We start from the raw sequence: 20,800 nt of genomic DNA, 5'->3' as shown, positions 1-20,800 counted from the left end.
GCACCCTTTTTTTGTCCACGCCTAGGGGATCCCATGCTGCGCCTAGATATTACGGACTATCTGCCTTAGATAATAGGTAGGTTGATCTAGGTCAAAACACTGCCCCTGAACTAGAATAACATCGCTTTCCATGTGCCCCCTTGGGTTAAGGGAGGTGGGCATTCCGTTTTTTCTTTACGAGAGGTGGGTTCATGTCTGGAACGAAAACCACATATAACGATAAAGTCGTACGGCAATTCGCTGTCATGACTGTTATTTGGGGCATTGTTGGCATGCTGGTTGGTGTCATCATTGCTGCGCAGTTGGTCTGGCCGGAGCTGAATATTGGCTTCCTGCACTTTGGTCGTTTGCGTCCGTTGCATACCAACGCAGTTATTTTTGCATTTGGTGGTTGCGCCCTGTTTGCAACGTCTTACTGGTGTGTTCAACGCACATCGCACGCCCGTTTGTGGGGCGGTCCGCTGGTTCCCTTTACTTTCTGGGGCTGGCAACTTGTCATTCTGCTCGCAGCGATTTCTTTGCCGTTGGGTTTTACCCAGGGTAAGGAGTATGCCGAGCTGGAGTGGCCGATCGATATCCTGATCACGTTGGTCTGGGTTTCGTACGCGCTTGTATTCTTCGGTACCATCGGCAAGCGCACCGTTTCGCATATCTATGTGGCGAACTGGTTCTTCGGCGCGTTCATCATCGCCGTTGCGCTGCTGCATCTGGTTAATAGTGCTGCTGTGCCGGTTACGCTGACCAAGTCCTATTCGGCCTATGCCGGTGTTCAGGATGCCATGATCCAGTGGTGGTACGGTCACAATGCGGTGGGCTTCTTCCTGACAGCAGGCTTCCTTGGCATGATGTACTACTTCGTGCCGAAGCAGGCGGGTCGCCCGGTTTACTCCTATCGTTTGTCAGTGGTTCACTTCTGGGCGCTGATCTTTACGTACATGTGGGCGGGTCCGCACCACCTGCACTACACTGCACTGCCTGACTGGACGCAGTCCGTCGGTATGGTTTTCTCGCTGATTCTGCTGGCTCCGTCTTGGGGTGGCATGATCAACGGCATCATGACCCTGTCGGGTGCCTGGCATAAGCTGCGCGACGATCCTATCCTGAAGTTCCTGATCACTTCGCTGTCCTTCTACGGTATGTCCACGTTCGAAGGTCCGATGATGTCGATCAAGACGGTCAATGCGCTGTCGCACTACACGGACTGGACTGTCGGTCACGTTCACTCAGGCGCTCTGGGCTGGGTGGCCATGGTTTCCATCGGTTCAATTTACTACCTGCTGCCGAAGCTCTTTGGCAAGTCCGAGATGTATAGCACCAAGCTGATGACGACCCACTTCTGGATCGCCACCATTGGTACCGTACTTTATATCGCTTCTACGTGGATCTCGGGGGTGATGCAGGGCCTGATGTGGCGCGCTGTCAATGCCGACGGTACGCTGGCTTACAGTTTCGTTGAGTCCGTCAAGGGATCCTATCCGTTCTGGGCGATCCGTTGGTTGGGTGGTGTCCTGTTCCTGTCCGGTATGCTGATCATGGCTTACAACATGTTCAAGACCATGGCTGGTGGCAAGACACAGGACATGCCGGTGATCGCTCCGGCCGGTCATCACGCCTGATTAGGGAGAGATAACAATGCTAAAGCATGAGCAAATTGAAAAAAGCGTAGTCCTGCTGATTGTGCTGACGTTGCTTACCGTGATTTGGGGTGGTCTGCTCGAAATCGTTCCGCTGTTCTTCCAGAAATCGACCACGACTCCGGTTGAGGGCGTCAAGCCTTACGATGCTGTTCGTCTGGCTGGCCGTGACGTTTATCTTCGCGAGGGCTGTTTTCTTTGCCATTCGCAGATGATTCGTCCGTTCCGCGCCGAAACCGAGCGTTACGGTCACTATTCTGTTGCCGGTGAGTACGTTTATGATCACCCGTTCCAGTGGGGCTCTAAGCGTACAGGTCCGGATATTCACCGTGTTGGCGGTCGCTACTCTGATGAGTGGCAGCGTGCTCACCTGATGAATCCTCGTGATGTCGTGCCTGAGTCCAACATGCCGGCCTTCGCCTTTTTGGCTGGCAATAAGGCCAAGGATACGGTTGGCGCTGACATCGAGAAGAAGATGCAGGTTATGCGTGGTTTCGCCAATGCCCGCGGTATCCCCACCTATACGGATGAAGAGATCAAGGGTGCCAAGGCTGCCATCGGTGACAAGACCGAACTTGATGTCCTGATTGCCTACCTGCAGGGTATGGGTACGGCACTGAAGAACGTAAAGTAATAGCCATGGACATCAACGATCTGCGTTCCATAACCACAGTTGTCGGGTTGCTTTGCTTCCTCGGTATTGTGGGGTGGGCCTACGGCAGGGGTAGCAAGAAGGGGTTTGAGGAAGCTGCCAACTTGCCGTTCGCGGAGCATGATGATCAGGGTGCGGTGTCAACGCCGTCGCACCCCCGCTGAAAAAAAGGAAAGCAAATGAGCGATTTCGTTAGCGAATTTTGGAACATGTACGTGATTGTGATTGTGGTGGGTAGTATTCTCGCCTGCGCAATTCTTCTCTACATGCAGGGCAAAGCGACCTTTACGCCTGGCAAGACGATGGGGCACGTTTGGGATGAAACATTGGAGGAGTACAACAATCCAATGCCCAAGTGGTGGAGTTGGATGTTCATCATCACTGTGGTCTTCGCTTTTGTCTATCTCGCGCTGTATCCGGGCCTAGGTAACAACAAGGGGATGCTGGGCTGGACGTCCGGTGGTCAGCATAAGGCCGAAGTCGACAAGATGGATGCGACCGTCAAGCCTTTGTTTGACAAGTTCATGGCCATGGATGTCAAGGCTGTGGCCGGCGACAAGCAAGCCATGGAAATGGGCAAGCGTCTGTACCTGACCTACTGCATGCAGTGTCACGGTGCTGATGCGCGTGGAGCCAAGGGCTTTCCGAATCTGACCGACGCCGACTGGCAATATGGTGGTGAGCCGGAACAGATCAAGGAAACCATTTCCAATGGTCGTATGGGCGTCATGCCTCCGCATGAGCAGTTGGGTGCGGACAGCATCAAGGATCTGGCGAATTATGTTCGTTCGCTGTCCGGTCTGCCGAATGACTCTGTCCGTGCTGCCAAGGGTAAGGAAACCTTTACCTCCGCTGGTTGCGTAGGTTGCCACGGTATGGAAGCGACGGGTATGGCTGCTGTTGGTGCTCCCAACCTGACCGACAAGATCTGGTTGTATGGTTCTTCTGAAGCGACCATCACGGAAACGATCACCAAGGGGCGTCAGAATCAGATGCCTGCTTGGAAGGAATTCCTAGGCGATGCCAAGGTGCATCTGCTGTCGGCTTACGTGATTAGCCTGAGCCAAGGCGCCAAGTAATTGGCATATACGGGGCGGCTTGGCCGCCCCGTTTTTATTTCTGCATTTGAAAATCCTGATTTGTATCTAAATTGCGTTGCAATAGCGCCGAACAGTGCATGTTCAGCGTAATTTAGATACGGATAAGACCATGACGGAATCCTCTAGCAATAGTCCCCACGCCAAATCTACCGATCCTAAGGTGGAAGTGTCTTTTTACGAGAAGCACAAAAAGGTCTATATCCGTGACGTCAAGGGGTGGTGGAACAACTGGCGCTGGATTCTGGTCTGGGTCACCCAGATACTTTTCTATTGTGTGCCGTGGCTTGAGTGGAATGGTCGTCAGGCCGTGCTGCTCCATTTGGTTGAACGGAAATTCTATTTGTTTGGCTTGGTTTTATGGCCTCAGGATGTCTTCTACCTTGCGCTGCTACTGATTGTTTCGGCCTATGCCTTGTTCCTGTTTACAGCGATTGCAGGGCGCTTGTTCTGTGGGTATGCCTGTCCTCAGACCGTGTACACCGAAATATTCATGTGGATCGAAAACAGGATCGAGGGGGATCGTTCGGCCCGCATGAAGTTGGACAAGGGGCCGATGACGGCCCGAAAGTTCCGTCTAAAGGCGGTGAAGCACGCAATATGGTTGCTGATCTCGCTGTGGACTGGATTTACGCTGGTGGCGTATTTCACCCCCGTGAGCGAACTGCTGGCGGCGCTTCCGTTTGATTTTTCCGGATGGGAACTGTTCTGGACTTTCTTCTATGGCGGCTTCTGCTATATGCAGGCGGGCTTTCTCCGTGAACAAGTCTGCAAGTACATGTGCCCCTATGCGCGTTTTCAGGGGGTTATGTTTGATCCGGATACGTTGATCATCACGTACGATCCGGAGCGGGGGGAGCCGCGCGGCGCTCGCAAGAAGGTTGTAGATGTCAGCGAGTCAGGCCTCGGTGATTGTGTGGATTGCGGATTGTGTGTGGTGGTTTGCCCGACAGGCATCGATATTCGCAAGGGACAGCAATACGAATGTATCGGTTGTGGAGCTTGCATCGATGCTTGCGACCCGGTAATGGACAAGCTGGGTTTGCCCCGAGGGCTTATCCGCTATACTACAGAGAACGCACTGGCGAAGCATTTCACCCCCAAAGAGGTGATCGCGCATTTGGTCCGCCCCCGAATCATTCTTTATACGGTGATTTTGATGGCTATCACCATTGCGGCTATTTGGTCCTTGGCTGTTCGTGTGCCGCTGAAGGTTGATGTCATTCGTGATCGCTCTCTATTGGCCAGAGAGGCAGATGATGGACGTATCGAAAACGTCTATAACCTGAAAATCATGAATACCACTGAGGAACCCAAGCGCTACACGTTGTCCGTCGAGGGTCTGGAAGGGGTCGAAATTGTTGGTGACCGTATTGTTGAGGTTGCCAGTGCAGAGAACCATGAAGTGACCATCGTCGTTCGTGTCCCTCCGGAGTCCGGAAAAAAGGGCGCGAACACCATTTATTTTGACATCCAGGCCCAGAACCACGACAAGATTGCGGTTCACGAAAAAGCCTCATTCCTGATGCCCTGACATGAGTAATTCAATGACATTGAGCAATGACAATCCTCCTTGGTACAAGCAGCGCTGGCCTTGGTTTTTGATGGCCGGGCCGGGTATCGTCATTGTTGCCGGCTTTATCACGCTATGGCTGGCTGTTGTCAGCAACGATGGTCTGGTAACTGATGATTACTACAAGCAGGGGCTTGCAGTGAACCAGAGCTTGCAACGTGACCATCAGGCGGGCAGCCTTGGGTTGCAGGGCGATGTAATGCGTTCAGGTGCGAATTTGCGACTCCTGTTGCGCGCCGATAGCGATGCTGGCTTGCCATCCGAAATTGTTCTGAAACTGGCACATCCAACCCGTGCCGGGCAGGATCAGTTGATCAAGATGACTATGGAAGGACCGGGCTTTTACAGTGGCATGCTGGTCGCGGATATTTCAGGGCGTTGGCTTGTGTCGATTGAGGATCCCGCTGCTAAATGGCGCCTTCAGGGCGAGTGGCAGGCTGATTCGTTGGAACCGTTGCGCCTGACGGCGCGAGCGGGAAAGTAGTTGGTTTTTTAATTGTTACTGGGAGGTGACATATGGCGTGGGAACTTTTGTTTAGCAGCGATTTTGGTCTGATGAGCTTTGCGGTCATCGTTGGTGTTCTGGTCATCGGCGTGGTGATGGGCAAGATGTACGCCAACAAGATGGAAGAAGATACCCGCAAGGCCGGCAAGTAATATTGCTTCTGATCCTTTCGCTCATTGAGCGCTGAGGCTCCTGAACCCCTGATCGGTTGGCCGATCGGGGGTTTGTTTTTTTCATTGAGAGCGGCGAAACTGAGGCATGCTGACTCGTGCCTTGCTCATTTCGGTTTTCTTGCATTTTGTGATCTTGCTTTCAGCAAGTCGCCCCGGCGTATTGGCCCCGCCAGCCACTTCAGGGCGTGGTATGAGTACCTTGGAAATGCGCATTGGTACGCACGATATGCATGAATTGCATTCTCCCCAAATCTCGACTCAGGGAGTTTCCAACGCGAAGCCTGAAATGACCGTTCGAAAATCCGGGGTAACGTCCGATGTTAAAACGGGGAATTTGAATATTGGCCGTTTTTTCCGGTCGACCGTGGAAGTGGTGGATTCGGGAGGCGCTAAACTCGATCACGCACATGGTATCGAGTCCTCCAAGTCGCAATCGACCACAGTGGAGGAACTCGGGCAATATCGCTTGAATGTTGCCCGTAGCGCGCGCCAATTCAAGGTTTATCCATCGCTAGCGCGAGACAATGGATGGGAGGGCGTGGTCCATGTCTCTGTCGTCATGGCCATTGGTATGGGGGGGCCTACCGTCTCGCTAGATCGCTCGTCGGGTCATGGGGTTCTGGATCGGCAGGCGCTTGACATGGTTGAGCAGGCGGTGAGTCTGGCAATCATGCCGGAAGGCATGCGTGGCAGGAATCTGAGTATTTCGCTGCCGGTCGAATATCGCCTTGCCGATTGAAGGCGCTTAAGCTGCCGGAAGCTCTGTCTCGTGAAAGCGGTAGGTTCCCTTCGCGCGGTCGGCGAGGTAGTACTCAAGACACAAGCTGACGCTACGAAAGGCCAACTCGCTCCAGGGGATCTGTTCTGGATGGCACAGGCTGACCTCAAGGCTCTCCTCGCCAGCGGCAAAGTGCGGGTCGGTCATGCGGCCGCGATAGAACAAATGGACTTGGTTGATATGTGCGATGCTGATCATGGCGAACGGCGCATCGATCAATATCCTTGCTCCTGCCTCTTCGTGGGTTTCACGAACTGCCGCCTGCGAAGTGGTTTCGCCATTTTCCATAAAACCGGCCGGAAGCGTCCAGAACCCGTGTCGCGGCTCGATGGCTCGGCGGCACAGAAGGATTCGATCCTCCCATTCAGCGACGCAACCGACCACCAGGCGGGGATTTTCATAGTGGATGTGGCCGCACGCATTGCAGACGTGTCGCGGTAGCGAATCTCCCGGCGGAACGGTAAAAGTCACATTCGCGCCGCAATGGTTACAGTATTGGATCATGGGGCGTGGATCTGCTTGGCAATGTGCCTCAGTCTACCACCGGGTCTTTCCTTAAAGCCGAAGATCGGCTGATGCCCGCCCTCTCTTTCTTTGCACTCCGGCAATTCAAGTGGCTACAATAGCGAAAACCAATTACCGGGCGGATCTGCGCTGGTTCTAGCTGGCGCGACAGGGGGCTTTGCATGTTTTTGATTGTTGGTTACGTCATCATTCTGGCTTCGGCGCTGGGAACGTATGCACTGCATGGGAGTCTCCTCGCCCTTTGGGTGCCGACTGAATATGTGGCGATTATCGGTCTGACGATCGGGTATTTCGTTGCAGCAAACGATATCAAGATCATCAAGGCGACGGTCGGCGCCGTTCCCGGCATACTCAAGGGCTCAAAGTACAACAAGGCGTTTTATGTCGATGCCCTGGCCATGCTTTTTGAGATTCTTGGCAAGGTGCGCAAGGAGGGCTTGATGTCCATCGAAGGCGACATCGAAAACCCAGAAGCCAGCCCGATCTTCAGCAAATATCCAAATCTGGTGCACGACCATCATGTGATGGAGTTTACCTGCGACTACCTACGGATGATGGTTGGCGGCAACCTGAATACGGTTGAAATCGAGAGCCTGATGGACGTCGAGCTCGAAACGCATCACCACGAGGCTGCTGAGCCGGGTCATGTCGTGTCAAGCATCGCCGGTGCCGTGCCTGCCTTCGGTATCGTGGTGGCCGTGATGGGCGTCGTGAACGTGATGGGCTCAGTTGGTAGCCCTCCGGCGGTTCTCGGCAAGATGATCGGCGGAGCGCTGGTCGGAACCTTCCTTGGTATCCTGATTTCCTATGGTTTCGTTGAGCCAGTAGCCAAGCTTCTGGAGCAAAAAGCCAATGAAGGGGCCACTATCTACAAGACCATCAAGATGGTTCTTTTGGCTTCGATGTCCGGTTATGCACCACAGGTAGCCATCGAGTTCGGTCGAAAGACGCTGGGGTCGCATGAACGTCCCAGCTTTACGGAGCTCGAAGAAGAACTGAAAGCTCGCAAAGGTAAATAGCCTGTCGCCAGGCATTAAATAAATACGATGAGCGACGATTCCACACGTCCCATAATTATCAAGCGCAAGAAGGTCGTTGCGGGTGGCGCGCACGGCGGCGCCTGGAAGATCGCCTATGCTGACTTCGTAACGGCGATGATGGCTTTCTTCCTTTTGATGTGGTTGCTTGGTTCCACTGCCAAGGGCGACCTGCAGGGCATTGCTGATTTTTTCCAGAACCCGCTGAAGGTCTCCAGCCAGGGGGGCAGTGGTTCGGGCGATGCCACCAGTGTGCTTCAGGGGGGGGGCAAGGATTTGACTCGCCAGTCCGGGCAGGTCAAGCGGGGTGATGTCGAGGCCAAAAAATCAACATCCTTTTCCAAAGAGGCTCAGGCGGAGTTTCGTCGCAAGGAGCAGGAACGCCTGGAAAGCTTGAAGGCTGATATCGAAAAAATGATTGAGCAAAGCCCGCAGTTGGCACAGTTCAAGAAGCAGATGCTCCTTGATATAACGTCAGAGGGATTGCGCATCCAGATTGTAGATGAGCAAAACCGTCCGATGTTTGACTCCAGCAGCGCCGACCTTAAACCCTATACCAGGGACATCCTGCGCCAGATTGGCAAGGCTCTGAATGGTGTTACGAACCGGATCAGTTTGGCCGGGCATACTGATGCATCTCAATTTTCAGGCGGTGAAAAAGGTTTTTCAAACTGGGAACTGTCTGCAAACCGGGCGAATGCATCGCGACGCGAGTTGGTGCTCGGCGGTATGGACGATAGCAAGGTCTTGCGTGTCGTCGGGCTCTCCTCGACTGTCCTTTTCGACAAGAATGATCCTCTGAACTCGGTTAACCGGAGAATCAGCATCGTTGTCCTGAACCGCAAAACAGAGATGGCTATTTTGCAGGAGGAAGGGCCTGAGTCGGAGGCCGGGGGGGAGGAACTGCTTCCAGAAGGGTTAAAGCTGCCAATGGGCGGGAAAGGTACCTCTGGATGACATGCAGCCCTGTCGTGCCAGGTAGGTGGCATGAATGTGCCGCGGGGGAGGGCTCCGTTTAAGCTTGCCAAGGTCGTCGCCTCCAGCGTGAGCGATGTGGTCAAGAAGCGAACAGAGCGACAGACGAAGGTGTAGGCAACAAAAAGCAGATCCGTTTTTTGCAAAACAGCGCGACCTCAGCGAAAGCCTTGGCGCTTTTTTTGGGATTATTGGTTGGTGTTTTGGTCATATTTCGCAAAAAATCAGTGTTGTTTCGCAAAAAGTGGGCAATAATCCGCTGGTCAAACAGGCTCCGGCAGTAAGGAGTTTGAGTTGTTCAGACTTATATCGAGGAAAAAATGGCAAAAACCATTCTTGCAGTTGACGATTCCGCATCCATCCGTCAGATGGTGTCCTTTACCCTGAAGAGTGCTGGTTACGACGTTGTCGAAGCTGTCGATGGGCAGGATGGCCTCGACAAAGCCAAAACCAAGAGCATCAATCTGGTGCTGACCGACCAGAACATGCCGCGCATGGATGGGCTGACGTTGATCAAGAGTCTTCGTGGAATGCCCCAGTATGCGTCGACTCCCATTTTGATGCTGACAACCGAGTCGTCGGATGCGATGAAATCGCAAGGGCGCGCAGCCGGCGCCACCGGTTGGCTGGTCAAGCCTTTCGACCCCCAAAAACTGATCGAAGTCGTACGCAAGGTGATCGGCTAAGTTAAGCCGGCGGACCTGTAACAGGGCGGGTCTTTTGCATTCAATTTTCGGTCTCCTGCTTAAGGGGCGCCGAGATCAGGGGGTGGCATGACTATCGACATGAGTCAGTTCTACCAGGTTTTTTTTGAGGAATCGGCAGAGCATTTGGCAGCGATGGAGGGGTTGTTGCTTGAACTGGATATTGAAAATCCGGATTCAGAGCAACTCAATGCGATTTTTCGCGCTGCACATTCCATCAAGGGGAGCGCGGGTACCTTCGGTTTCACTGACCTTGCTGAAACGACGCATATCCTGGAAAACCTGCTGGACCGTATTCGCAAGCAGGAACTGGGATTGCGAGCTGATATGGTCGATGCCTTCCTGGAGTCGGGTGATCTCCTGCGGGAAATGCTTGAAGCCCATCAGGGACGAGGAGAGGTCGATCCAAATGCGGTAGCGTCGATATGCGCTCGTCTGCGCCAGTTATCTGCTGACACGCCTGCTGCTGCGCCGCAATCGGCGACGACGCAAGCCGATGGGGCCATGAAGCACGAAAAACTGGTTGATGCGCGTACTTTCGATATCCAGTTTGTGCCGACAGCGGTTTCGGCCAAGGGCGATGGTGTATCCCACTTACTCGAAGCGCTACGCTCTCTGGGGGCTTTGGAAATACTGAGTCAGCCAGCCTCTGATATGAACAATGTCGGATATTGGCAACTTCGTTTGCTAACTGATGCGGGGCTGGACGACTTTTCGGATCAGATTGACTTTATTGCTGAAAACGGTGCGTGGCGTGTAGTTGAAGAGTCTGTCGTGAATGATCACAACGGGGCGTTCGGTATTTTCGACGATTCTCCTGGGGCGCCAAATGAGGACCAGAGCTACGGTTTTTTTGAACCGCTCAATAGTGCGCCATCCCTCGTGTCAGCTATCGCTGAAGTTGAAGCAAAAGATGACGGGTACGGGTTTTTCGATCCGCTTCCATCGGCCGTGGAGAGCTTGCGAGTTGTCGAAACGGCTGTAGGTGACGATGGTGATGGCTACGGGTTTTTTGCCCCGCTATCCCAGCAAGTTGCTGTACAGCCGTTGGCAGAGGAGGGTGATGGATTTGGTTTCTTCGAACCACTCCCTCCCGTTACTGCTCCTCCTTCACAGGTATCGTCCGCGGTTGCACCAAGTGCTGCCACCCCGAAGCCGGTCGAGAAAAAGGCTGATGAATTGCACACCCGGGCTGCCAAGTCGGCACCCGCGGCTACTGCAAGTGACTCTTCCATTCGTGTCAGCATCGAAAAAGTGGATCAGTTGATCAATCTGGTTGGCGAACTGGTCATCACGCAGGCGATGTTGCTGCAGACGACGGCGCAGATGCAGGAAAGCGCACCAGAGCGTCTGGTAAATGGCTTGGCGCAACTGGAGCGAAATACCCGTGATCTGCAGGAGTCAGTCATGTCCATCCGGATGATGCAGATATCCTTCGTGTTTTCACGGTTTCCGCGTGTTGTTCGTGATCTTTCCGCCAAGTTGGGCAAGCAGGTCGAGTTGAAGACGTCGGGTGAAACAACAGAATTGGACAAGGGGCTGATTGAGCGGATTGCCGATCCTTTGACTCACCTCATTCGAAATAGCCTTGATCACGGCATCGAATTGCCGGATACGCGGATAGCTGCTGGCAAGAGTCCGGTTGGGACCATCACTTTGAAGGCCTATCACCAGGGAGGCAATATTGTCATTGAGGTGGGTGACGATGGTGCTGGGTTGCCTCGCAACAAGATATTGGCCAAGGCTCGTGAGCGCGGATTGCCTGTTTCCGATCAGATGACGGATCAGGAGGTTTTCCTTCTGATTTTCGAAGCCGGTTTTTCGACGGCCGATCAGGTCACCGATGTGTCCGGGCGAGGGGTGGGGATGGATGTCGTCCGCCGCAATATTCAGTCGATGGGCGGGCGTGTCGAGATCGAATCCATGCTGGGAGTGGGGACGCGGATGACGGTTCGTTTGCCGCTGACGCTGGCCATTCTTGATGGAATGTCGATCGCTGTCGGAGACCAGACCTACATTTTGCCGCTTTCATATGTGGTCGAGTCCTTCCAGCCACAGGCCGGCGATATCAAGACGTTATCCAATCAGGCGCGGGTGATTCAAGTTCGCGGTGAGTATTTGCCCGTGGTGGTACTGCACGAGTTATTCAATATCAAGTCGTGCTCGAATAGCTTCACGCAAGGCATCATGGTTGTTGTCGATGCGGATGGAATCAAGGCGGCATTGTTTGTCGATGCCTTGGTTGGCCAGCATCAGGTCGTCATCAAGAGTCTGGAGGCGAACTATCGCCGTGTGCAGGGAATTTCCGGCGCGACCATCATGGGCGATGGCCATGTGGCGCTCATTCTTGATGTGTCGGCTATCGCCGGTATGGCGAAGACTAGCCTGCAAAAAGTCGGCTGACAGTTGAATTAAGGAGCAAGAGATGGAAGCGATGAACCATGGCAGTGGCGCGGCAAGCGATGACGATCTGGTGCCAAGTGAATACCTGACCTTCACTCTGGGCAGTGAAGAGTATGCAATCGATATCCTCAAGGTGCAGGAGATTCGCGGCTACGAGCCACCAACGCTGATTGCCAATGCTCCTCCATTCATAAAGGGAGTGATCAACCTGCGGGGCATCATCGTTCCAATCGTTGATCTGCGTATCAAATTCAATCTTGGCAAAATCGAATACACGCCCTTTACGGTGGTGATCATTCTCAATATCGCGGGCCGTGTGATCGGTGCTGTGGTCGACAGCGTTTCTGATGTGTTTTCGCTGACGCGTTCGCAGATTCGCCAGGCACCAGATTTTTCCGGGACTTTCGATACCAAATACATTCTTGGTCTGGCAACGATCGATAACCGCATGATGATCGTCACTGACATCGAGCGACTGATGACCAGCGCGGATATGGCGCTCATCGATTCGGCCAGCGAATAACGTACAGCCCTCAACCAGGAGCCGTAGCATGTTGAATTTACGTAATTACAAGATTGGCACTCGCCTGATCTTGACGACTGTTGGTGCACTGGCGCTGATGATCGCGTTTGTTGCGATTGCTTGGCTTAGCCTGAATTCGATTAGCGACAAGGTTGATCACATCGCCAATAACAATATCAAGAAGACTGAGTTGGCGGTTGACATGCGCGCGCGGAACCTGTTGATCAGCAGGCACGTGCTTACCGCCATGATCTACGAGGAGACGGAGAAGCAGCTAGGTGAGGAAAAGAAGGTCAGTGCCGATCTCCAGGCTTACGTGGCGTCAGAAAACCAGATTGGTGAAACGCTTGGCTCGGCGCGCGGGAAGGAAATACACGAGCGTATCGTGTTGGCAAGGAAAGCAGCAGAGATATCTATCTCCCGGATGTTCGCGCTGATAAAGGCAGGGAACCGCCCGGAGCTTGAAGATCATTTCTTCAATGGGTTTCGCCCAAAAATGCAAGCGTGGTTCGATGCGGTTGATGAAATCCTGCTGCTCCAAAAGGAAAATAACCTTCGCGACTTGGCTGAAATTGACACAGTCAAGTCGGGTGTCCAAACCACCATGCTATTTATGATTGGATTGGCGCTGATCATCATGGTGCCGGCCGGACTGTGGGTGACCCGCCAGATCACCGGCCCGCTCGGCGAGGCTGTTGGCGTCGCTGATGCGGTCGCTACGGGCAAACTTGATAACAGCATTGATGTAAGCGGCAACGACGAACCCGCGCAGTTAATGAATGCGCTCAGTCGCATGCAGACTGATCTCAAGGCACGTACCGAGGCGGAGCGCAAGGTGGCCAATGAGGCGCTTCGCATCAAGGTGGCTCTGGATGTGACATCAAACAGCGTAATGGTTGCTGATCCGGATGGGATGATTGTCTATTGCAATACTGCGGTGCTGGAAATGATGCGGGTGGCCGAGGCGGATATTCGCAAAGACCTGCCGTCATTCAGGGCAAATTCGATCCTGGGTTCGAATTTTGATATTTACCACAAGAATACCGCGCATCAGCGCAATCTTCTGGCTGGGCTGAAAGGCATGCATCGCACCCAAATTCTGGTGGGTGGCCGTACGTTCAGATTGGTTGCCAGCCCTATCGTCAATGAACGGAATGAGCGTCTCGGAACGGTTGTCGAATGGACGGATCGAACCGCTGAAGTGGCAGTCGAGGAGGAGGTCGGCAGCATTATTGCCGCCGCTGCTTCTGGCGATTTCTCGCGCCGTATTAATGCCAGCGAGATGAGCGGCTTCTTCCGGCAGATTTCCACCGGCATTAATGATCTTCTCGAAGTAAATAGCCGGGCGCTAGGTGATGTTGGGGCCATGCTGACGCGACTTTCGCAAGGAGATCTGACGCGCAAGATCGATACTGAGTATCAGGGGGTGCTTGGCCGCCTGAAGGATGATGCCAACGTTACGGTCGACAACCTCCAGGAGATTATTTTCTCGATCAAGAGCGCGACCGACGCCATTAATACGGCTGCGCAGGAAATCGCCAGCGGCAACCAGGATTTGTCAGGGCGTACCGAGCAGCAGGCATCGAGCCTCGAAGAAACCGCGTCAAGCATGGAACAGCTGACCAGCACGGTCAAACAAAATGCTGACAACGCTCGCCAAGCCAACGAACTGGCGGGTAGCGCGCAGCGGGTTGCAGAAAAGGGTGGCTTGGTGGTTGGGCAGGTTGTGGAAACCATGGGGGCGATTCACCAGGCTTCGAACAGAATCTCGGACATCATCAGTGTTATTGACGGTATTGCTTTCCAGACGAATATCCTGGCACTTAATGCGGCTGTCGAAGCGGCTCGTGCCGGTGAACAGGGGCGTGGTTTTGCCGTGGTGGCAACTGAAGTCCGAAATCTCGCTCAGCGCAGCGCCGCTGCGGCCAAGGAAATAAAGAGCCTGATTTCCGATTCCGTCGATAAGGTGCAAACCGGTGGACGTTTGGTCGATCAGGCAGGGCAGACCATGGGTGAAGTGGTGGCAAGTATCCAGCGTGTCGCCAAGATCATGTCTGATATTTCATACGCCAGTCGCGAGCAGACTGCGGGTATAGAGCAGGTTGGCCTGGCGGTTAGCCAGATGGACGAAATGACGCAGCAGAATGCCGCGCTGGTAGAACAAGCCGCAGCGGCAGCTGAAAGCCTGGAAGAACAGGCGCGCAATTTGGCAGAGTCGGTTGCGGTGTTCCGTCTGTCGGGCGGGTTGATCGTTCAGGGGCAGTCGGAACTTGCCGGCCTGGATTTTGATGGTGCGATAGCCGCGCATGGAAAATGGAAGCAACGCCTGCTCGATTATGTAGCCGGAGGTGGTGAGCAGCTTGATCCGGCTATCGTCGGGCGTGACGACCAGTGTGCGCTCGGTTGCTGGATCCACGGCGATGGCCGCGCGTTGCGCGGTAACTCCAAATACACCGAGCTCAAAGGTGAGCATGCCGGATTCCATCGTTGTGCAGCGGATGTCATTCGCACCCAGTTGGCCGGCAACACGGATGGCGCGCGGGCGCAAATATCCGGCGAATTTACCAATCGATCTGCACGCGTTATCGGATTGCTGGAAAGCATGCGTGGGGGCGGGAAAAGTACACCTCCCAAGCAGTTGACCGCAGCAGCCCCCAAGAATGTTTCCTCGGTCAAGATACCGGCGCTCGTTGAGCCGGATGATGACGAGTGGGAAGAGTTCTAAGACGACAGGTTCATAGAGAAAAAAGATGCGAAATAATCAGCCTGTGACCAATGTGGAAGTCGAATTGCATGAGCGTACGCTTATCGCGTCCAAGACCGATGTAAAGGGCCAGATTACCTATGTAAACAAAGAGTTTATCGATATCAGCGGGTACTCTGAATCCGAATTGATCGGCCAGCCGCACAACATTGTGCGTCATCCGGATATGCCAGCAGAGGCCTTCGTCGATATGTGGCGGGATCTTCAGGATGGCCGCCCATGGACAGGCTTGGTGAAGAATCGCTGCAAGAATGGCGACTATTATTGGGTGCTTGCTACCGCGACCCCGGTGTACGACGGTGGCCGGTTGGCCGGCTACATGTCAGTTCGCCGCAAGCCGACGCGGCAGCAGATCGATGCCGCGGAAAACGCATATCGGCTGTTCCGTGAAAAAAAGGCGGGGGGGCTGCAGATTCGTCACGGCGAAGTGGTCAAGGGAGGCGAAGGCCTTCTTGCCGGATGGTCTTTGAAGAACCGGCTGGTGGCTGGTTTCGGGATGCTATTAGCGGCCATGGTCGTCGTCGCAGGGTTGGGCGTCTGGGGGATGGCGAATACCAATAGCGCGGTCGGCGGTCTTTACAATAATCGCTTGCAGCCGACCCAGGCGCTGGCCACCATCGGCAAGCTAATGGCCGATAACCGGTCGCAGGTTCTGTTGTCTTTGCAGCATGATCCGGTTGGTCAGCATGCCAAGCTGCATGATCATCCACTGGATTTTCACATCAAGCAGATCGATGCCAATCTTGCCGAGATTGGAGGGCAGTGGGAGCGCTACAAGAAGACGCTGGACTCCGATGAGCACCGTCAACTGGCGGATGCTTTCGAGCAAGCTGGCAAGCGTTACGTTGCAGAAGGACTCTTGCCGGCAAAGGAAGCGTTGCTTGCTGGACGTTTCGAGGAGGCAAACCTGATCCTGCTCACGCAGATCAATCCGAATTACACTGCTACCGCAAAAAAGGCTTCGGAACTGTTCAAGTTTCAGGTTGAGCAAGGGCAGGCTCAATTGACTGAAAGCGAGCAAGCATTCGCCAGCGAACGACTCTGGATTGTTTTTGTTGTGCTTTCGGCGCTTGCTGTTGGTGCGGGGATTGCGGTGGCGATGATTCGCTCGATAACCCGTCCTATCGACTCGATTCTCGATACCTTTCGGGCCTTGGCGAATGGCGACTTTACACGCAATGTCAATCTGTCGCGCAATGACGAACTGGGCAAAGTTCTTCAGGGCCTGCAGTCGATGCAGATTCAGCAGGGGTTCAATGTTGCTGAGACGCAGCGAATTGCCAACGATAATCTCCGTATCCGTATCGCGCTCGATTGCGTTTCGGCCAATCTGCGGATTGCCGATGACGATGGGACGGTGATCTATGCCAACAAGGGGCTGTTGAGCACTTTGCGCCAGATAGAACCGGGCCTTCGTGAGCAGCAGCCGGATTTCACTGTGGACGGGTTTGTTGGCAGCAATATCGGGGGGTTTTATCAGGACCCCGCTGCGGCACTCAAAAGCCTGCGCGAGTTGCAGGGTACTCGCCGGACAGAGCTCGATATCGGTCGGCGGATCTACAGCATCATTACCAATCCGATCATCAACGAGCGCGGCGAACGGCTTGGCACGGTGGGCGAATGGGTCGATCGTACGGCCGAGTTGAATGCGCAGCGATCAGTTGCTGATCTCGTGTCGCGTGCTTCGGCCGGCGATCTTGCGGCGCGCCTCGAGACTTCGTCGCTGGAAGGCTTTTACAAGGAGCTTGGTACCGGGATCAATAGCTTGGTTGAAACCAGCGGTGCGGCGATCGGCGAGATTGCCGACCTGTTGTCCAGAGTGGCCGATGGCGACCTGACTCAGACGCTGACCAGCACGTATCAGGGGACCTTTGGTCGCCTGCGCGATGATGCCAACCAGACTGTCACGAAGTTACGCAATCTGGTTGGCGAGATTCAACTATCTGCGCAGACGATCAATACGGCGGCCAAGGAGATTGCATCGGGCAACCAGGATCTGTCGGGGCGGACCGAAGAGCAGGCCAGCAGTCTTGAAGAGACGGCGTCGAGCATGGAGCAATTGACCAGTACCGTGAAACAGAATGCCGACAACGCGCGCCAGGCGAACGAGTTGGCCGGCGTAGCGCAGCGGGTTGCCGACAAGGGGGGCGAAGTGGTGGGCCAAGTGGTCAACACCATGAGCGCCATCCATCAGTCGAGCAGCAAGATTGCCGACATCATCGGGGTGATCGACGGTATCGCCTTCCAGACCAACATTCTCGCGCTCAACGCGGCAGTCGAGGCTGCGCGGGCAGGAGAACAGGGCCGCGGCTTTGCGGTGGTGGCTACCGAGGTGCGCAATTTGGCCCAGCGCAGTGCTGCTGCGGCGAAGGAAATCAAGGGGCTGATCTCTGACTCGGTCGAAAAGGTCGAAACCGGCAACAAATTGGTTGATCAGGCCGGCCGGACGATGGAGGAGGTTGTCTCGAGCATCAAGCGCGTAGCCAAAATCATGGGGGATATTTCCGACGCGAGTGCCGAGCAGAGCGCGGGTATCGAGCAAGTTGGTTTGGCGGTAAGCCAGATGGATGAGGTGACGCAGCAGAATGCAGCACTCGTTGAGCAGGCTGCGGCAGCAGCCGAGAGCCTGGAAGAGCAGGCGCATCAATTGGCGCAGACTGTTGCGGTATTCCGGATCGGCAATGGCAAAGTAACTTCACGTCTTGCTTCGCCGCCACCTCGAATCGAGCGTAAGGCTGAGTCCGCAATGAAAAATGAGCCGCCCAGAGCCCCAAAGGCACAGGTGCAACATGTCAGTCTTGATGACGAGTGGGAAGAGTTCTAGCCATGGTCGATATTCGAAATGCTGCTCCGCCTGTTTCGGCGATCCGGTCATCGCTGTCAGCCAGTCTGCCGGCTCGAGATGGCAACGTACGGGAGTTTACGTTTTCGACCACCGATTTTGAGCGCGTTCGCAAACTGATCTATCAGCACGCTGGCATTTCATTGTCACCGGTCAAACAGGACATGGTGTATTCGCGTCTGGCGAGACGTCTACGCGCCACGGGCATGCGGTCTTTTGCGGAGTATCTTGATGGGCTGGAGCGAAATGGCGGCGATGAGTGGGAGCGCTTCGTCAATTCGCTGACAACAAATCTGACCTCTTTTTTTCGCGAGCCTCATCACTTTCCGATATTTGCCGATCATATTCGCAAGATCGGTGCGAAACGGCCTATCCGGGTCTGGTGCTCGGCGGCTTCAACGGGTGAGGAGCCTTATTCGATCGCGATGACCGTAGCCGAAACCTTTGGGACCAATGTTTCGCACATCTCAATCATCGCCTCGGATCTCGATACCAATGTGTTGGCGACTGCCGCCAAAGGGGTGTATCCAGTCGAACGGGTTGAAAAGCTGTCGCCGGAGCGCCTGCGCAAATTTTTTCTGCGCGGCACTGGCAGTCAGGACGGGTTTGTCTCGGTTCGTCCGGAGCTGAAGCAGATGGTCAGCTTTCAGCGGATCAACCTGCTGGACGCGAGCTATGCAGTCAAGGGGCCGCTCGACGTGATTTTTTGCCGAAATGTCATGATCTATTTCGACAAGCCGACGCAGTACAAGATTCTGTCGCGCTTTGCTCCAATCATGCAGCCTGACGGGCTGATGTTTGCCGGCCACTCGGAGAGTTTTCTGCATGCAGCCGATCTTTTCAAGTCCCAGGGCAAGACAGTCTATGCCCCGGTGCATGTTCGATAGGGACGCGCCGGGTGCAACATTCCTACGACGAGCAGCTTGCGACCAATCGATACTTCGACCGGAAATTCGGTCTCGAAGCTGCCAAGATATTACCGGGCGAATATTTTGTTTCCAGCAAGGAAGCCTTGCTGGTGACGGTGCTCGGCTCCTGTGTCGCGGCCTGTATTCGTGACGCCGACTCCGGAATTGGCGGGATGAATCATTTCATGCTGCCCGACGACGGTGGGCGGAGTCCGCTTGCGATGTCGACCCGCTATGGTACGTACGCCATGGAGGTGTTGATCAATCATCTGTTGAAGCTTGGCGCCCGACGCAACCGTCTTGAAGCCAAGGTTTTTGGCGGCGGGGCCGTTATGGCGAGTCTGGCGAGCAGTAACGTTGGCGCGAAAAATGCGGAATTCGTTCTTGATTTTCTGAAAACGGAAAAGGTCCCCGTTATTGCCAAGGACTTGCTGGATTCATATCCCCGGAAAGTCTATTATTTTCCGCATACGGGGCGTGTGCTGGTCAAGAAGCTGCACCGGGTTCATAACGAAACCTTGTTCAGCCGCGAAAATGATTACAAGGTGCGTTTGACCGGCTCCACCATTGAAGGCGATGTTGAGTTGTTCGTTTGACACGGTCAACCAGAAAAAAACGCCATTTTTGAAATTTTTCCCAATAGATGCCCATGAAAATTCGAGTCCTGATCGTTGATGATTCGGCATTAATGCGCGGTCTGTTGAGCAAGTTGATCAGCATGGCGCCCGATATGGAGGTGGTGGGGGCTGCTCCTGATGCCCAGACTGCGCGTGAAATGATCAAGGCTTTGAATCCTGATGTCATGACCCTCGATGTCCATATGCCCAAAATGGGTGGGCTCGAGTTTCTCGAGCGCTTGATGCGTTTGCGTCCTATGCCGGTCGTCATGGTCTCGTCTTTCACCGAATCTGGTTCTGAGACTACGCTGAAAGCGCTTGAACTGGGTGCAATTGATTTTATTGGCAAGCCACGGGCCGATAGTGGTAGGAGCATGGAAAACTATGCAGAGGAACTGGTCGAAAAAATCCGCGCAGCCAAAGGTGCGCGTTTGCGTGGGTCAATGAGTTCATCCGCCGCTTCGCCGTCGTTAGCGACGCCGACCAGACTCGGCTTGGCCGCGAGTGGAAAAATAATCTTTGTCGGCGCTTCAACCGGAGGAACCGAGGCAATCAAGGAATTTCTCCTGGGAATTCCCGCAGATTGCCCGCCCATTCTCATCGTTCAGCATATGCCGGAATCCTTCACTGCCTCATTCGCACGACGTCTGGACACGCTTTGCGCGCCGCGTGTCATCGAGGCGCAGGGGAATGAAAAGATCGAGTCCGGTACCGTCTATATTGCGCCGGGACATTCTCATTTGCTTATTCGGCGGGGCAATTCCGGTTTTCTCACCGAGTTGGCACCGACCCCACCGGTCAATCGCCATCGCCCATCGGTCGATGTTCTATTCGATTCTGCTGCTGCCTTGGTTGGGCGCAAGGCAGTTGGCGTTATCCTCACGGGAATGGGCAAGGATGGTGCTCAAGGTTTGTTACGCCTGCGTCAGGCTGGTGCGAGAACCTTCGGTCAGGATGAGGCGAGCTGTGTTGTTTACGGAATGCCGCGCGAAGCCTTTCTGATCGGCGCGGTCGAAGAGCAGTGCTCGCTGGAAGATATGGCGAGGAGGGTGATTGCCGCGATTTGCGTGTAACCAGCCAGTGGGGTTGT

19 protein-coding genes are annotated in these 20,800 nt (G+C 54.4%); 18 read left to right on the top strand and 1 reads right to left on the bottom strand.

Annotated elements, in window-relative coordinates:
* Positions 1 to 191: 191 nt before the first annotated feature.
* From ccoN to AC07TV_RS20110, 8 genes are all read left to right on the top strand, one after another.
* Positions 192 to 1,616, top strand: coding sequence for a cytochrome-c oxidase, cbb3-type subunit I (ccoN, locus tag AC07TV_RS20145; RefSeq protein ID WP_494650164.1), 1,425 nt, complete (start codon positions 192 to 194; stop codon positions 1,614 to 1,616).
* Between the two features lie 10 nt (positions 1,617 to 1,626).
* Positions 1,627 to 2,268 (top strand): cytochrome-c oxidase, cbb3-type subunit II, encoded by a 642-nt coding sequence (gene ccoO, locus AC07TV_RS20140; protein WP_494650172.1) that lies wholly within the window; start codon positions 1,627 to 1,629, stop codon positions 2,266 to 2,268.
* A gap of 5 nt (positions 2,269 to 2,273) precedes the next feature.
* Complete coding sequence (locus AC07TV_RS20135; RefSeq protein WP_494650163.1) at positions 2,274 to 2,450, top strand: cbb3-type cytochrome oxidase subunit 3; 177 nt, start codon at positions 2,274 to 2,276, stop codon at positions 2,448 to 2,450.
* 15 nt (positions 2,451 to 2,465) lie between these two features.
* Positions 2,466 to 3,365, top strand: coding sequence for a cytochrome-c oxidase, cbb3-type subunit III (ccoP, locus tag AC07TV_RS20130; protein WP_494650162.1), 900 nt, complete (start codon positions 2,466 to 2,468; stop codon positions 3,363 to 3,365).
* A gap of 130 nt (positions 3,366 to 3,495) precedes the next feature.
* Positions 3,496 to 4,917: a cytochrome c oxidase accessory protein CcoG gene (gene ccoG / locus AC07TV_RS20125; protein ID WP_494650161.1), complete on the top strand. Its 1,422-nt coding sequence runs from the start codon at positions 3,496 to 3,498 to the stop codon at positions 4,915 to 4,917.
* Positions 4,918 to 4,930: 13 nt separating this feature from the next.
* Positions 4,931 to 5,440 (top strand): FixH family protein, encoded by a 510-nt coding sequence (locus tag AC07TV_RS20120; RefSeq protein ID WP_494650160.1) that lies wholly within the window; start codon positions 4,931 to 4,933, stop codon positions 5,438 to 5,440.
* Positions 5,441 to 5,472: 32 nt separating this feature from the next.
* Positions 5,473 to 5,613: a DUF3149 domain-containing protein gene (locus AC07TV_RS20115; RefSeq protein ID WP_494650159.1), complete on the top strand. Its 141-nt coding sequence runs from the start codon at positions 5,473 to 5,475 to the stop codon at positions 5,611 to 5,613.
* 106 nt (positions 5,614 to 5,719) lie between these two features.
* Positions 5,720 to 6,373 (top strand): energy transducer TonB, encoded by a 654-nt coding sequence (locus tag AC07TV_RS20110; RefSeq protein ID WP_494650158.1) that lies wholly within the window; start codon positions 5,720 to 5,722, stop codon positions 6,371 to 6,373.
* A gap of 6 nt (positions 6,374 to 6,379) precedes the next feature.
* On the opposite strand, the gene AC07TV_RS20105 is transcribed toward AC07TV_RS20110, so the two are convergent.
* Positions 6,380 to 6,913, bottom strand: coding sequence for an NUDIX hydrolase (locus AC07TV_RS20105; RefSeq protein WP_494650171.1), 534 nt, complete (start codon positions 6,911 to 6,913; stop codon positions 6,380 to 6,382).
* Between the two features lie 185 nt (positions 6,914 to 7,098).
* On the opposite strand from AC07TV_RS20105, the gene motA reads away from it, so the two are divergent.
* The 10 genes from motA (at position 7,099) to AC07TV_RS20055 (ending at position 20,783) form a co-directional block, all read left to right on the top strand.
* Positions 7,099 to 7,956: a flagellar motor stator protein MotA gene (gene motA, locus AC07TV_RS20100; protein ID WP_494650157.1), complete on the top strand. Its 858-nt coding sequence runs from the start codon at positions 7,099 to 7,101 to the stop codon at positions 7,954 to 7,956.
* A gap of 27 nt (positions 7,957 to 7,983) precedes the next feature.
* On the top strand, positions 7,984 to 8,931 hold the full coding sequence (motB, locus tag AC07TV_RS20095; protein WP_494650156.1) for a flagellar motor protein MotB: 948 nt from the start codon (positions 7,984 to 7,986) through the stop codon (positions 8,929 to 8,931).
* 338 nt (positions 8,932 to 9,269) lie between these two features.
* The gene (locus AC07TV_RS20090) at positions 9,270 to 9,635 is read left to right on the top strand and encodes a response regulator (protein WP_226497362.1); all 366 of its coding nucleotides are present in this window, start codon (positions 9,270 to 9,272) and stop codon (positions 9,633 to 9,635) included.
* 87 nt (positions 9,636 to 9,722) lie between these two features.
* Positions 9,723 to 12,056: a chemotaxis protein CheW gene (locus tag AC07TV_RS20085; protein ID WP_494650155.1), complete on the top strand. Its 2,334-nt coding sequence runs from the start codon at positions 9,723 to 9,725 to the stop codon at positions 12,054 to 12,056.
* Between the two features lie 22 nt (positions 12,057 to 12,078).
* Positions 12,079 to 12,579, top strand: a complete 501-nt coding sequence (locus AC07TV_RS20080) for a chemotaxis protein CheW (protein WP_494650154.1) — start codon at positions 12,079 to 12,081, stop codon at positions 12,577 to 12,579.
* A gap of 28 nt (positions 12,580 to 12,607) precedes the next feature.
* Positions 12,608 to 15,304, top strand: coding sequence for a methyl-accepting chemotaxis protein (locus tag AC07TV_RS20075; RefSeq protein ID WP_494650153.1), 2,697 nt, complete (start codon positions 12,608 to 12,610; stop codon positions 15,302 to 15,304).
* A 25-nt stretch (positions 15,305 to 15,329) separates the two neighbouring features.
* Positions 15,330 to 18,167, top strand: coding sequence for a methyl-accepting chemotaxis protein (locus tag AC07TV_RS20070; protein ID WP_494650152.1), 2,838 nt, complete (start codon positions 15,330 to 15,332; stop codon positions 18,165 to 18,167).
* 2 nt (positions 18,168 to 18,169) lie between these two features.
* Positions 18,170 to 19,072, top strand: coding sequence for a CheR family methyltransferase (locus AC07TV_RS20065; protein ID WP_494650151.1), 903 nt, complete (start codon positions 18,170 to 18,172; stop codon positions 19,070 to 19,072).
* A gap of 11 nt (positions 19,073 to 19,083) precedes the next feature.
* Positions 19,084 to 19,689, top strand: coding sequence for a chemoreceptor glutamine deamidase CheD (gene cheD / locus AC07TV_RS20060; RefSeq protein ID WP_494650150.1), 606 nt, complete (start codon positions 19,084 to 19,086; stop codon positions 19,687 to 19,689).
* A 47-nt stretch (positions 19,690 to 19,736) separates the two neighbouring features.
* Positions 19,737 to 20,783, top strand: a complete 1,047-nt coding sequence (locus AC07TV_RS20055; RefSeq protein WP_494650149.1) for a protein-glutamate methylesterase/protein-glutamine glutaminase — start codon at positions 19,737 to 19,739, stop codon at positions 20,781 to 20,783.
* Positions 20,784 to 20,800: the final 17 nt, after the last annotated feature.

The organism is Azonexus sp. GW821-FHT04F04, from assembly GCF_059420025.1.
Note: the sequence above shows the minus strand (reverse complement) of the source record. Positions and strands in the feature narration are given on the sequence as shown.